Raw genomic sequence first — 13775 nt, 5'->3', positions numbered from 1 at the left:
AGTTATTACTTAGCAATAATGTAAACCGCCTCTCGCTTATTTTTATGTCACCTTTCACCATTATCAAAAAGCGCGTTGTCTTATTCTATATAGCGGCATACCGTTCGCTAAAAGTAGCTGAATTCAGCGGGGGGTGTTCAAAAAAACGTGATAATGGATGCTTTGTGAGCGGTTGATGATTTTATTTAAAAAAGTGTTTGACGAGGTGGGGGGATGTCAGTAATATTCGCACCCCGTAACGGCACAGAGGCTAATGCATCTTGGTCGGTACGACAGTCGGTGAGTGGCGCAGCTTGGTAGCGCACTTGTTTTGGGTACAAGGGGTCGCAGGTTCAAATCCTGTCTCACCGACCACTTTTTGCAGCGAAGATTCGCCAAGCGCCCGTAGCTCAGCTGGATAGAGCAACGGCCTTCTAAGCCGTGGGTCGCAGGTTCGAATCCTGCCGGGCGCGCCATGCGAGTCAGGTAGGTCCTGATAGCAAGGCTGAATTTTTGTATCTTCACTGTCATTATGAGTTGTGTAGATTGCAACACACCCTATGGTGGGCGTAGCTCAGTTGGTAGAGCCCCGGATTGTGATTCCGGTTGTCGTGGGTTCAAGTCCCATCGTCCACCCCACTTTTTTGCGGAAGTGGTGGAATTGGTAGACACGCTGGATTTAGGTTCCAGTGCTTCACGGCGTGAGAGTTCAAGTCTCTCCTTCCGCACCATATTTTCAAGCTTAAAAAAGCTTATCAAAAAAATATCTCTGTCGGTGAGTGGCGCAGCTTGGTAGCGCACTTGTTTTGGGTACAAGGGGTCGCAGGTTCAAATCCTGTCTCACCGACCATTATCTCTCAATTTTTGTTCTTCTATCTCTCTCAAATAGCGTCTTAAACCGCTAACCAAGGTCGTTTTTCAATACATTTTTCTTACTAGTTTCGCAGTTTGTTTAAAATACGTTCAATTGGTTGTTACAAACTTGTGTTTCCCTCTCGACTCTTGTGGAGTGCAGCTGTATACTACCGCGTCTTTTTTTAACCAGTACGTTTGTTTCAGGTTGGCTTTGTGGCACGATTTTGTGTCCTAACTTTGATTTTATAAACGTCGAATAACGACCTTCTACCCCGGAGTGATATGCAATTAATGCATGACGGGAGAGGGGATTGAGAACAAAACGCCTAAAGAGGCGTATAGTTGAGGTAACATAATGCAAGTTTCAGTCGAGACGACCCAGGGTTTAGAACGCCGTCTTACTATCACCGTTCCATCTGACACGGTTGATTCAGCAGTTAAGTCACGCCTACAGCAGTTGGCAAAAACACAGCGCATCAACGGCTTCCGTCCAGGTAAAGTTCCTGTAAGCGTAATCAAAAAGCGTTTCGGCCAGGCAGTTCGCCAAGAAGTTGCTGGCGATGTTATGCAGCAAAACTTCTACCAAGCAGTCATTCAAGAAAAAATTCAGCCTGCTGGTATGCCAAAGTTTGAACTGACCAAAGACGAAGACGGTCAGGATCTAGAATTTGTAGCATCTTTCGAAGTTTACCCAGAAGTAGAAGTGAAAGGTGTTAGCGATATCGAAATCGAAAAGCCAGTAGTAGAAATTACTGATAAAGATCTTGATAACATGATGGAAACCCTTCAGAAGCAGCACGCATCTTGGAAAGAAGTTAAGCGTAAAGCGAAGAAAGACGACAAAGTTATCATCGACTTCGTTGGCTCTATCGACGGTGAAGAGTTCGAAGGCGGAAAAGCAGAAGATTTCGCACTAGAGCTTGGCAAAGACCGTATGATCCCTGGTTTCGAGAAGCCACTAGTTGGCGCGAAAGCGGGTGAAGAAGTAACTATCGAAGTAACTTTCCCAGAAGACTACCACGCTGAAAACCTAAAAGGTAAAGACGCTGTTTTCCAAACTACCGTTAAGAAAGTAGAAGGTCTAGACCTTCCAAAAGTTGACGAAGAGTTTGCGAAACTTTTCGGTGTTGAAGAAGGCGGCGTTGACGCACTTAAAGCTGAAGTTCGTAAGAACATGCAGCGTGAGCTAGACCAAACGCTTAAAGCACAAGTTAAAGAAGACGTAATCTCTAAACTTGTTGAAGCTAACGAGATTGATATTCCTCAAGCGCTTATCGATCAAGAAGTAAACGCGCTACGCGAGCAAGCGAAGCAACGTTTCAGCCAACAAGGCGGTGGTCAGAACCTTCCAGACCTTCCTGCGGAACTGTTTACTGACAACGCTAAGCGTCGCGTATCTATTGGTCTACTTCTAGGTGAAGTAATCAAAGAAAACGAACTAAAAGCAGACGAAGCTAAAGTTAACGAGATGATCGAAACTGCAGCTTCTGCGTATGAAGATCCACAAGAAGTTGTTGACTACTACAACAACAATCAAGAGCTTATGCAGCAAATGCAAAACGTTGCGCTAGAAGAACAAGCGATTGAGTGGGTTCTTGAGCAAGCAAAAGTTACTGAAGTAACTAAAGCTTTTGACGAGGTTATGAACAAACAGGCGTAATTTTTTACTGTCTGATTGACAATACTTGTCAGCAACTGCTTAAATGCTCGGAGCCTTCCGAGCATTTTTGTTTTTAACGCTAGATAATCAAGGTAGCTATGACTAATACCCCGTTTGACCCAATGAATGCACTTGTTCCTATGGTTGTTGAGCAAACCTCAAAAGGTGAGCGCTCATACGACATTTACTCTCGTCTTCTAAAAGAAAACGTAATTTTCTTAGTTGGACAAGTTGAAGATCACATGGCCAACCTCATCGTTGCTCAAATGTTGTTCTTAGAAGCTGAGAACCCAGAGAAAGATATTTTCTTGTATATTAATTCTCCTGGCGGCTCTGTGACTGCTGGTATGGCAATCTATGACACTATGAGATTCATTAAGCCAGACGTGAGCACAGTGTGTATGGGCCAAGCTGCAAGCATGGGCGCATTTCTACTCTCTGCAGGAGCAAAAGGTAAGCGCTATTGTCTACCTAACTCGCGCGTTATGATTCACCAACCTCTTGGTGGTTTCCAAGGTCAGGCGTCTGATTTTGAAATACATGCGAAAGAAATTCTGTCTATTAAAGAGAAGTTGAATCGCCTAATGGCAGACCATACCGGTCAAGACTATGAAAAAGTCGCGCGCGACACAGACCGTGATAACTTTTTAAGTGCAACCGAGGCAAAAGATTACGGCCTAGTTGACCAAGTTTTAGCAAATCGATCTGACGTAGCCGGAACTAAGTAGTATAGTTATAGATGACCCGAGCCAGTGCATAGCACGAATTTGGTTTTCGGCTCGGGTAAGGCAGAGGCAAAAGTAATGAGTGATAAGCAAAGCGGTGACGGTGATAACAAGCTACTGTACTGTTCGTTTTGTGGCAAAAGCCAACACGAAGTAAGAAAGTTAATAGCAGGCCCGTCGGTATTTATTTGCGACGAGTGTGTTGAGTTATGTAACGATATCATTCGCGAAGAAATTAAGGAAATCGCGCCTAAGCAAAAGCAGGACGCTTTACCTAAACCAACGGAAATTCATGCTCATCTTGACGATTATGTTATCGGCCAAGAACATGCAAAGAAGGTGTTATCAGTAGCGGTTTATAACCACTACAAGCGTTTGCGCAATGGCGATGTTCACGAAGGCGTAGAGCTTGGCAAAAGTAACATTCTGTTAATTGGCCCAACGGGCAGTGGTAAAACACTGTTAGCAGAGACACTTGCGCGTCTACTCGACGTCCCATTTACCATGGCAGACGCAACCACGCTTACAGAAGCTGGCTACGTGGGTGAAGATGTTGAGAATATTATTCAAAAACTTCTTCAAAAGTGTGATTACGATGTTGAGAAAGCGCAGCGCGGTATCGTTTACATTGACGAAATCGACAAAATTTCTCGTAAGTCAGACAATCCATCAATCACTCGTGACGTATCGGGTGAAGGTGTTCAGCAAGCGCTTCTTAAGCTGATTGAAGGTACAGTTGCGTCTGTTCCTCCGCAAGGTGGGCGTAAGCATCCTCAGCAAGAGTTTTTGCAAGTTGATACTTCGAAAATACTGTTTATCTGTGGTGGTGCGTTTGCGGGCCTTGATAAAGTAATTGAACAGCGAGCTCAAAAAGACACAGGTATTGGGTTTGGTGCTACGGTTAAGTCTAAAGACAACAGTAAGCAAATTAGCGAACTGTTCAAACAGGTTGAACCTGAAGACTTAGTGAAATACGGATTAATTCCAGAATTCATCGGTCGTCTTCCTGTGGTTACCAGCCTTGAAGAGTTGAACGAAGAGGCGCTAATTCAAATTTTACGTGAACCTAAGAATGCAATCACCAAACAGTATGGTGCATTGTTCTCTATGGAAGACGTTGAACTAGAGTTCCGTGACGATGCACTTAACGCTATTGCTAAAAAGGCAATGGATCGCAAGACCGGTGCTCGAGGCCTTCGCTCAATTGTTGAAGCGGTTCTGCTTGATACCATGTACGACCTTCCTTCAATGGAAGACGTAAGCAAAGTGGTTATCGATGAAACGGTAATTCGCGGTGAATCAAAGCCCATTTTGATTTACGACAGTAATGAAAAAAAGGCCGCATCTGAATAGATGTTAGCTTGAATCAAAAAAGGTCCTGCGGGACCTTTTTTTGTTTGTATAGGTAGATATTACGCAATCTTGTGATAACCGACAGGAAATGAAGAGGTAATATCGAAAGTGGTTGATATTTAAGCGAACAAGAGCCGTAAAGCTATCCTTTCTACTAGATTTTTGAGTTTACTGTTGCCATTCGAAGCAAAATCGATAATGGTTATATTAAGGTCAATAGGCCCTAGAGCAGGGAAGGTAAGGTTAAGGAATTAACGCACTTTAATAAGTTTCGATTGAACTTTGCTCTTGCATCCCCATATAAAAATGACATTTCAAACTAATTGAGAACAAGTATGACAGTTGAGCGTGAAAATCGCATTGAAATTCCTGTGCTTGCCTTGCGGGACGTGGTTGTTTACCCGCATATGGTCATACCCCTATTTGTTGGGCGTGAGAAATCAATTCGTTGCCTTGAAGCGGCGATGGATAATGACAAACAAATTTTCCTAGTAGCACAAAAGGATGCGGGTGTAGATGAACCTGAAGCGGATGACATTTACACTGTAGGTACCATTGCTACTATTCTTCAACTTCTGAAATTACCTGACGGTACGGTGAAAGTGCTGGTAGAAGGTAGTGTACGCGGCGAAATCGAAAGCTATAAGCAATCAGAGCCTTTCTTTGTTGCTAACGTCGATAAGTTAGAGGATGAAAGTATTGATGAGAGTGAACAAGAAGTCTTGATTCGCTCAGCAGTTTCGCAGTTTGAAGGCTACGTGAAACTGAATAAGAAAATTCCACCAGAAGTACTTACATCACTAAATGGTATAGAAGATGCGGCCCGCTTGGCAGACACAATGGCTGCCCATATGCCACTTAAGCTTACTGAAAAGCAAAAAGTGCTAGAGATGCAGGGTATAAATGAGCGTCTTGAGTACCTGATGGCTCTGATGGAAGGCGAAATTGATTTGCTGCAGGTCGAAAAGAAAATTCGAACCCGCGTTAAAAAGCAAATGGAAAAAAGCCAGCGCGAATATTATTTGAATGAGCAAATGAAAGCCATTCAAAAAGAGTTGGGTGAGTTAGACGATGCGCCCGATGAATTCGAGGCGCTATCTAAAAAAATTGCCGACGCGAAAATGCCGAAAGAGGCAGAAGATAAGGCGAAAGCTGAACTTCAAAAGCTAAAAATGATGTCACCGATGTCTGCAGAAGCCACTGTTCTTCGAAGCTACATTGATTGGCTTACTAACGTTCCGTGGAATAAGCGTTCGCCGGTGAAGAAAGATCTTTCACGGGCTGAAAGTGTGCTTAACGAAGACCATTACGGCCTCGAAAAGGTAAAAGAACGTATTCTTGAGTATTTGGCGGTTCAACAGCGCGTTAAGAAGCTTAAAGGCCCGATTCTATGTCTTGTGGGGCCTCCTGGTGTAGGTAAAACCTCGCTTGGCCAGTCTGTCGCTAAAGCGACGGGACGTAAATATGTCCGTATGGCCTTGGGCGGCGTGCGAGACGAGGCCGAAATACGTGGTCACCGTCGTACGTACATAGGCTCACTGCCGGGTAAACTCGTTCAAAAAATGGCGAAAGTCGGGGTTAAAAACCCACTATTCTTGCTTGATGAAATCGATAAGATGTCATCAGATATGCGAGGCGACCCTGCTTCAGCGCTTTTAGAAGTGCTAGATCCAGAACAAAACAACAGCTTTAGTGATCACTATTTAGAAGTTGATTACGATTTATCTGATGTTATGTTTGTCGCAACCTCTAACAGCATGAATATCCCTGGTCCGTTACTTGACCGTATGGAAGTAATTCGCCTATCTGGTTATACCGAAGACGAAAAGCTTAACATTGCGAAGAACCATTTGATTAGTAAGCAAATGGAGCGCAATGGCCTTAAGGCGAAAGAGCTTGAGATTACAGATTCTGCCGTTATTGGCATGATTCGTTACTACACGCGTGAAGCGGGTGTTAGAAGCTTAGAGCGCGAAGTGTCTAAGGTATGCCGTAAAGCGGTTAAAGATATCTTACTTACGAAAAGCAAAGATAAGGTGGTTGTTACTCAAGATAATCTTAAAGACTATCTTGGTGTTCAGCGCTTTGACTACGGTAAAGCCGACAAAGATAACCAAATCGGTCAGGTTACTGGTTTAGCGTGGACACAAGTAGGTGGTGACTTACTGACCATCGAAACCACATCGGTTCCGGGTAAAGGAAAAATGACGTCTACAGGCTCTTTGGGCGACGTCATGCAGGAGTCAATCAAGGCGGCGATGACAGTGGTAAGAAGTCGCGCTGAAAAGCTTCGCATAAACGATGACTTCTACGAGAAACGTGATATTCATGTGCACGTACCTGAAGGTGCTACGCCGAAAGATGGCCCTAGCGCAGGTATTGCAATGTGTACTGCACTTGTCTCGTCACTTACGGGTAACCCTGTGAAGTGCGATGTAGCTATGACCGGTGAAATTACCCTACGTGGTGAGGTGCTTGCTATTGGTGGACTTAAAGAAAAGCTATTAGCAGCACATAGAGGCGGTATCAAGACTGTCGTTATTCCGAAAGATAACGAACGCGATTTAGAAGAAATACCAGATAACGTGAAAAAAGATTTATCAATTCACCCAGTTAAATGGATTGATGAAGTACTTGATATTGCGCTTCAAGAGCCTGTAGAAAGCTTTGAAGTGGTTAAAAAGTAACAGGTTGGCAAGGCTGTATCCCTTAATTTTAAAGGCATACAGCCATATTTTTTCTATAAATTTGCAATAATTGATTAAAAAGTGTGCATTAAGCGAAAGAAAAGCCCATTTTTTTTAAAATAGGGCTTTCAAGTCGCAAAAGTTGTGTTACCTTTAAGTGGTATTCGCTTGAAGCCTTGCCACAAAAGGGATTGCAGCGATTCATTTAAAAAGTTAATTATTTGTGACTGAAGCTTGATGTTAACGATCAAGCTTGCTATAACGTCCAAGCAAAATCGTTTTGGATAAACAGTATAATAACAATCGAAGGGGATCTAATTGTGAACAAGTCTCAACTTATCGACCAAATTGCTGCTGGTGCAGACATTTCTAAAGCAGCTGCTGGCCGCGCTCTTGACGCATTCACTGACTCAGTAACTGCGGCGCTTAAAGACGGCGACCAAGTTGCACTAGTAGGCTTTGGTACTTTCTCAGTTCGCGAACGTTCAGCTCGCAGTGGCCGTAACCCACAAACTGGTGAGACTATTCAGATTTCAGCAGCGAAAGTTCCATCTTTCAAAGCTGGTAAAGCACTGAAAGACGCTTGTAACTAAGTACAAAAATTATAGAAAAAGGCGATGGCTAGTCCATCGCCTTTTTTATTTCTAAACCAAAGAATTCGATAATGGGGTCAGAGTAACGACTCTGACCCCAATATTTAAAAAGTAAAAATACCCTCGTTAGGCATGTCGATTCTTATACATGCTATTGCAACGCCTTTACTTGACGAAAGACATTACAAATAGTTTGTTTTGGCGTTTATATTCGGCGGCATTGGGTTATAATCATCGCTTATTTTACCTTGAGCTCGCCCGCAAGTGATGGGTTAGGGTAATTGTAGTAAGCAACGGAGTTGAAGAACAATCATGCTAGAAAGAATCAGAGAAGGTTCTCAAGGCCCTTGGGCGATGGCCATTATTGCGCTTATCGTTTTAAGTTTCGTATTCGCAGGTGTGGGTAGCTACCTAACATCATCAGGCACTACCGCAGTAGCAACTGTAAACGGCGAAGAAATTTCGGCACAAGAACTAGAACGTGCATACCAAAACCAGCGTGCACAAATGGAGTCACAGTACGGCGAAAGCATCGCGCAGCTTTTCTCTAGCGAACAATACCTCGCAGATTTTAGAAAAAATGTACTGGACAGACTTATTGCTGAAAAGCTGATTCAGCAACAGGCTACCGATATGGGCTTGCGCGTAAGCGATGAACAAATTCGTGAAACGATAGTGCAAATGCCTGAATTTCAGTTTGGTGGTCAGTTTGATAACGAGCGTTTTCAAGCTATTCTCCGTCAAAATGGTTTTCAAGTTGCAGACTTCCGCGATTACCTAAGAACGCAGATGACTCAGAATCAGTTGGCCGCAGCGTTAACGAATTCTTCATTTTCTCTAGATGGCGAAGTGCAGCAGGCTAATGCCCTTCAACGTCAAACTCGTGATGCGAAATACGTATTAGTAAGCTCTGACGAATTTGCCAGTTCTATCGAAGTTACAGATGCTGATGTAGAAGCGTTCTACAACAACAATATTGCTTCGTTCGATACTGAAGAGCAGGTAAAACTGGCTTATGTAAAACTAAGCGTTGAAGACCTAAAAGGTCGCGTTTCTGTAGATGAAGAAGCAGTACGTACTTATTACGACAATAATCTGGGAAGCTATGGAACTGAAGAGGAACGCCGAGTTTCACACATCCTTATCGAAGCAGGTGATGACCAAGACGCTGCGAAAGCAAAAGCAGAGTCATTGAAAACTGAGCTTGATAACGGTGCCGACTTTGCAGTGCTCGCTGAAGAAAACTCTGACGATACATTCTCAGCTGAGAACGGCGGTGACCTAGACTTCATTACACCTGAAATGATGGACCCGGCATTCGATGAAGCTGCGTTTGCTTTAGAAAACGTCGGTGATGTATCTGACGTTGTTGAGACCGAGTTTGGCTTTCACATTATTAAGTTAACAGACATTAAAGAAGCGCAGGTAAAATCATTTGATGAAGTGGCTAGCGAGATTCGCGATACCCTTCTTTACGATGCAGCGATGGAGAAGTACTTTGAGCTTCAAAATACCCTAGCTGAAATTGCGTTTGAAGTACCAGATACACTTGAAGATGCAGCTAATGCAGTAGATCTACCTATACAAGAGTCTGTTCTTTTCAGTCGTAACACGGCACCTACTGAACTGAGTTTCCCAGGCTTGCTCGATGTCGCTTTCTCATCTGAGTTAGTTGAAGAAGGTCTTAACAGCGATATCATTGAGCTTGATGACGAAACGGTAGTTGTTGCACGTGTTATTGAGCATCAACCACAGCGCACTCAGTCGCTAGATGAAGTGCGCGACGGAATTGAAGCATCAGTAAAAGCGGAAAAAGCGAAAGAAGCAGCAGAAGCTTGGGCCTTTGATATTGCACAAAAAGTACGCGCAGAAGAAAGTGTTGAAAGCGAACTGGCGGAAAAATCAGTAGCTTGGGAAACGGCTGCAGCAGTGCCAAGATCAGGTGGTACGCTAGCACGTGCATTGGTTGATACACTTTTCTCACTGGGTCTTGAAGGTGAAGATAAGGTTGACGTAGCAACAACAGTTAATGGCGATGTTGCAGTTGTTATGCTAGAAGGCGTAAATGCTGCTCCTGAGCTTGAAAACGAGCTAGGTGAAAGCCTGAAACAGCGTCTTGCTCAAGTACAAGGTCAACGTGTTTATCAGCAGTATATCGATGCGCTTCGCGCAAATGCTGACGTGACTATTTCTGAGTCATTGTAAGTAGGTTGAGCCACTCGATTGTAGGGTGGCAACAATAAGAAATAGTAAAAAGCCAGCTTTTAAAATGAGCTGGCTTTTTTGTTCGCCTAACTTTTTGGCAAATGGTTATTTAATGGGTGCTGCAGCGTAATCAATGCTGCCGTAAACCTACTTGTTAATCACTCAGGCTTTATAGGGTTAGTACGAAGAAATAGACTTTATGGCAAAAAAGAGCTAATTCGTTAAAAACAACATAAGTGTATAAAACGCGGCAATAACACCGGATAGCACGAATATGTAAAGAAACCCCTGCTTACCTTGTTCGAGAGTATATTTATTGGCTTGCAAATATCCAAACCAAAGTAATGACAAGATAAGGGGTATTAAAACAATTATTTTTAACACAGTAATGCCTTCTTATAAGTTGTGGCCTATTTATAACAATGTGCGGAGCTATAGACAAATATTAGAAAGGCCGGTCGAAACTGTCATACACCTGCAGTAGTCCTTTCCAACCATTTACGCTATACGGGTTTTGGCTTCGTTGTCATGCCTTTGTCGCAAATCTGTTATTAGTGTGTCACTTTAAATTTGTGTAATAGACCCATGTTTCTAAATTGGGGTACATGAATGTCAATTCAGCCTTTACCTTCTTTAGCGCTGGCGCGCAGTATTCACTTTGCCGAAGTACTAATGGCTAGAGAGTCTATCACTCCAATAGATGCGGGTTGTCAAAGCTACCTAATCTATAAGCTTGAAAAGCTTGGTTTTACATGTGAAAAGCATAAGATTAATGGCGTCAAGAACCTCATTGCCAGATGGGGGCAGGGGTCTGTTCACTTAGCATTTAGCGGCCATACTGATGTCGTGCCTCCTGGCCCTCTTGATAAGTGGAAATCTCCCCCTTTCAGCCCGGTCATAAGTAAAAATAAACTTTACGGACGCGGTGCTGCCGACATGAAAACAGGCATTGCAGCTATGCTAGCTGCGACTGAGCGAACTATTGCCTCTTTAGATCCTGATAAAATATCTTACTGGTGGCTAATCACCAGTGATGAAGAGGGGGAGGCGGAGTGGGGCTCTAAATGGATAGCAGAATATTTAGCATCTAAAAATGTACAGCTCGATATGTGCCTAGTGGGCGAACCTTCGGCATCTGCAAAAACCGGCGATACGATAAAGATTGGTCGCAGGGGCTCACTTTCAGGCACTATCCATATTGCAGGAAAGCAAGGCCATGTGGCCTACCCAAAGACAGCGGTGAATGCTATTCACAAAGCGAGTAGAGTGGTTAATGCACTAACTCAATATCCTTTTGATACAGGAAGCGATGACTTTCCTGGCACCACGCTTCAAGTAACGCATATGGATACAGGAAGCTTCACCGATAACATAGTGCCTAGTGCTGTTCGTATAGAGTTCAACGTAAGATACTCGTGGCAGTTTGATCAAGAGCGCTTATCTGCTTTGCTACGCAATATCATCAATACCGTTGATGTAGAAGCCGAAGTCAGCTTTTCAAGGCCCTGTGAAGCATACTTAAGCAAGCCTAATAGTAATGCAGAGTGTTGCCTAATAGCTTGCGTTGAGAAAGCCATTAAAGCCGCCACAGGTCGTTATCCAGTGATAAGTACATCCGGCGGCACGTCAGATGGGCGTTTTTTTGCGAGTGAGCATACGCAGGTGGTTGAAGTCGGCGTCCCTAACACCACTATTCATCAGGTAAATGAACACATTCACTTATCTGACTTGCTCACACTTGAAGATATCTACACAGATATACTTAAAAATGTTGGCGGTCGATAATTACATTTGATATTTCTAGTAAAAAAGAAAAGGGAGCGTCAGTTAGGCGCTCCCTTTTTAGCTTTTGCGTAGGCTTTATAAAAGACGTGTTCTTTCCTAATGTATTAGGCAGTGGCTTTAAGCTGAATGTCAGTTAAATAGCGTTTGCGCTTTTTTTCGGTGAGCGTTTGCATATCAACTACCACCAAACCATCAATACAATCATTGAAATCCGGGTCGACATTAAAACCTAAGAACGCCACACCACCGTCTTTAGACAGTTCAGAGTATTGCTTATAAAGCGTTGGAACGTTAACGCCCATATTAGCCAATAAATCCTTTAGCTCGGTAAATTCGGCTTTGTAATCGTTACCTTTGAATTGATGTAGCGCATCGTTAGCCATTTGATAAGGGCGTTTACAGGTCGCTTCACCAAACTTTGCAGGAAAATACGTGGAGTAAAATTGTACCAATAGGTCTTTAGCAGGTTCTGGATAGGCATTACTAAGTGACACTGCACCAAATAGATAACGATATTTGGGATAACGACTTAAAAATGCGCCAATACCAAACCACAAGTAATCTAAACTGCGTTTGCCCCAGTAGCGAGGCTGAACAAAGCTTCGCCCTAATTCTAGGCCTTGCTTAAAAAGTTTGTCGTTGTTTTTTCCGTAATTAAATAAAGTGGCAGAGTAAAGCCCGGTAGGGTGGTCGGGCGCTGTCAAAAGTTCTGCATCGCCAAAGCGATAGGCGCCTACAATTTCCAAGTCGCTGTCGTCCCATAGTACAAGGTGATAATAATAAGAGTCGTATTGATCAATATCTCTACGTTTATTGGTGCCTTCTCCCACGGCGCGAAATGCGACTTCTCGCAAGCGGCCTATCTCACGCATAATTGGCGAGCAGCTTTTGTGCTGATACAGGTAGATAGACTTTCCATCACCCGTTTCTCCGAGATGCTCACATTCTCGAATAGCGCGGGCGAGCTCTTTTCTGTCTTCGGGCATAGCAATAGACGCCTGCGTTTCAAATACACCTTTCTTGTTGCTTCCAATGCGATATAGGTGGCGCTTAAACAGCTTTACCTGCTCTTTTAGCGGAATATTGGTTTGCTGGTAAGCTTCAAAAGGAATAAGTTCGCCAATGCGCATAGGTAAATGCTTTTTGCGCTGTTTGAACATTTCTTTAACCAGCAGTGCGGTGGCTAGTGGTTTGTATACCATAGACACGCTGTAAAAAAGGGGGCTATTTTTAGCGTCAATATAAACCGGCAATATCGGCGCTTTAGCTTGCTTTGCAATACGCAAAAAGCCAGTGTGCCATCGCGTGTCGCGAACACCTTGCGGGCGTAATCGAGAGACTTCACCGGCAGGAAAAATCAATATAGCACCGTCGCTTTTGAGGTGTTTTTGGATAGCCGATAAATGCTGCTTCGGTGTACCACCCTGCATATTATTTACTGGTAGCAACATATCGTGAAGAGGCTCGATAGCCATTAGCATTTCATTGGCCACTACTTTTAAGTCGTGCCGCACTTCACTAACTAGTTTAATTAGCGCAAGGGCATCGAGAGAGCCAATAGGGTGGTTCGCGATAATTACCACTTTGCCTTCGCTTGGAATACGTTCTTTTTCCACATCACGGGTGGAGTAGCTGATATTGAAGTACTCCAACACTTGTTCTACAAAATCAATGTCTTCATAGTGCGGATAGGTTTCACCAAATTCGGTAATTTCGCGTTCGTGAAGAAGGTGTCTTAATACGAAAGACAGCGATTTAAACAGAATAGGATTGTTCGCTACTTGAGGATAATGCTTGTTCAGTACGTCGTTTACAGTAAACATAGAACCTGTTTCTCTTTCGGTTTTGGCGAACAATAGCAGGACAATATGACGCTTTTTACACAGTTTGATGGCAGTTATTTGACAGTGTTAAAAAGATGTTATTGATGCTG

The 13775-nt window shown here is 43.5% G+C and carries 8 protein-coding genes and 5 tRNA genes; 12 read left to right on the top strand and 1 reads right to left on the bottom strand.

Going from position 1 to position 13775, the window contains the following annotated elements:
* The first annotated feature begins 277 nt into the window (after positions 1 to 277).
* The 12 genes from ACXAGV_RS00470 to dapE all read left to right on the top strand — a co-directional run bounded on the left by ACXAGV_RS00470 (position 278) and on the right by dapE (position 11842).
* Positions 278 to 354, top strand: a tRNA-Pro gene (locus ACXAGV_RS00470).
* Positions 355 to 378: 24 nt separating this feature from the next.
* Positions 379 to 455 (top strand) — tRNA-Arg (locus ACXAGV_RS00465).
* 87 nt (positions 456 to 542) lie between these two features.
* Positions 543 to 618: transfer RNA gene (locus ACXAGV_RS00460), tRNA-His, on the top strand.
* A 7-nt stretch (positions 619 to 625) separates the two neighbouring features.
* Positions 626 to 710: transfer RNA gene (locus ACXAGV_RS00455), tRNA-Leu, on the top strand.
* A 42-nt stretch (positions 711 to 752) separates the two neighbouring features.
* Positions 753 to 829, top strand: a tRNA-Pro gene (locus ACXAGV_RS00450).
* Positions 830 to 1189: 360 nt separating this feature from the next.
* Positions 1190 to 2494 carry a trigger factor gene (gene tig, locus ACXAGV_RS00445; RefSeq protein WP_474833205.1) on the top strand — a complete coding sequence of 435 codons (1305 nt, stop codon included), beginning with the start codon at positions 1190 to 1192 and terminating at the stop codon, positions 2492 to 2494.
* 98 nt (positions 2495 to 2592) lie between these two features.
* Complete coding sequence (clpP, locus tag ACXAGV_RS00440; RefSeq protein ID WP_118493312.1) at positions 2593 to 3222, top strand: ATP-dependent Clp endopeptidase proteolytic subunit ClpP; 630 nt, start codon at positions 2593 to 2595, stop codon at positions 3220 to 3222.
* 75 nt (positions 3223 to 3297) lie between these two features.
* Positions 3298 to 4572, top strand: a complete 1275-nt coding sequence (gene clpX, locus ACXAGV_RS00435; protein WP_118493314.1) for an ATP-dependent protease ATP-binding subunit ClpX — start codon at positions 3298 to 3300, stop codon at positions 4570 to 4572.
* Between the two features lie 335 nt (positions 4573 to 4907).
* Positions 4908 to 7259 (top strand): endopeptidase La, encoded by a 2352-nt coding sequence (lon, locus tag ACXAGV_RS00430; protein WP_474870904.1) that lies wholly within the window; start codon positions 4908 to 4910, stop codon positions 7257 to 7259.
* A 320-nt stretch (positions 7260 to 7579) separates the two neighbouring features.
* Positions 7580 to 7852, top strand: coding sequence for a nucleoid-associated protein HU-beta (gene hupB, locus ACXAGV_RS00425; RefSeq protein WP_012518978.1), 273 nt, complete (start codon positions 7580 to 7582; stop codon positions 7850 to 7852).
* 312 nt (positions 7853 to 8164) lie between these two features.
* The gene (locus tag ACXAGV_RS00420; protein ID WP_474870902.1) at positions 8165 to 10057 is read left to right on the top strand and encodes a SurA N-terminal domain-containing protein; all 1893 of its coding nucleotides are present in this window, start codon (positions 8165 to 8167) and stop codon (positions 10055 to 10057) included.
* A gap of 609 nt (positions 10058 to 10666) precedes the next feature.
* A complete protein-coding gene (gene dapE / locus ACXAGV_RS00415; protein WP_474870900.1) occupies positions 10667 to 11842 on the top strand; it encodes a succinyl-diaminopimelate desuccinylase in 1176 nt (391 codons plus the stop codon).
* Between the two features lie 104 nt (positions 11843 to 11946).
* Here the strand turns inward: dapE and olsF are convergent, their stop codons facing one another.
* Positions 11947 to 13665 (bottom strand): bifunctional ornithine lipid synthase OlsF, encoded by a 1719-nt coding sequence (gene olsF, locus ACXAGV_RS00410; protein WP_474870898.1) that lies wholly within the window; start codon positions 13663 to 13665, stop codon positions 11947 to 11949.
* Positions 13666 to 13775: the final 110 nt, after the last annotated feature.

The sequence above is a fragment of the Alteromonas sp. ABH4_453 genome (genome assembly GCF_056160665.1).
This window is presented reverse-complemented; position numbering and strand designations above follow the sequence as displayed.

Bases quoted from the DNA above. Each gene is read 5' to 3' on its own strand.
- tig (WP_474833205.1), top strand. From the start codon at position 1,190: ATGCAAGTTTCAGTCGAGACGACCCAGGGTTTAGAACGCCGTCTTACT.
- clpP (WP_118493312.1), top strand. From the start codon at position 2,593: ATGACTAATACCCCGTTTGACCCAATGAATGCACTTGTTCCTATGGTT.
- clpX (WP_118493314.1), top strand. From the start codon at position 3,298: ATGAGTGATAAGCAAAGCGGTGACGGTGATAACAAGCTACTGTACTGT.
- lon (WP_474870904.1), top strand. From the start codon at position 4,908: ATGACAGTTGAGCGTGAAAATCGCATTGAAATTCCTGTGCTTGCCTTG.
- ACXAGV_RS00420 (WP_474870902.1), top strand. From the start codon at position 8,165: ATGCTAGAAAGAATCAGAGAAGGTTCTCAAGGCCCTTGGGCGATGGCC.
- dapE (WP_474870900.1), top strand. From the start codon at position 10,667: ATGTCAATTCAGCCTTTACCTTCTTTAGCGCTGGCGCGCAGTATTCAC.
- olsF (WP_474870898.1), bottom strand. From the start codon at position 13,665: ATGTTTACTGTAAACGACGTACTGAACAAGCATTATCCTCAAGTAGCG.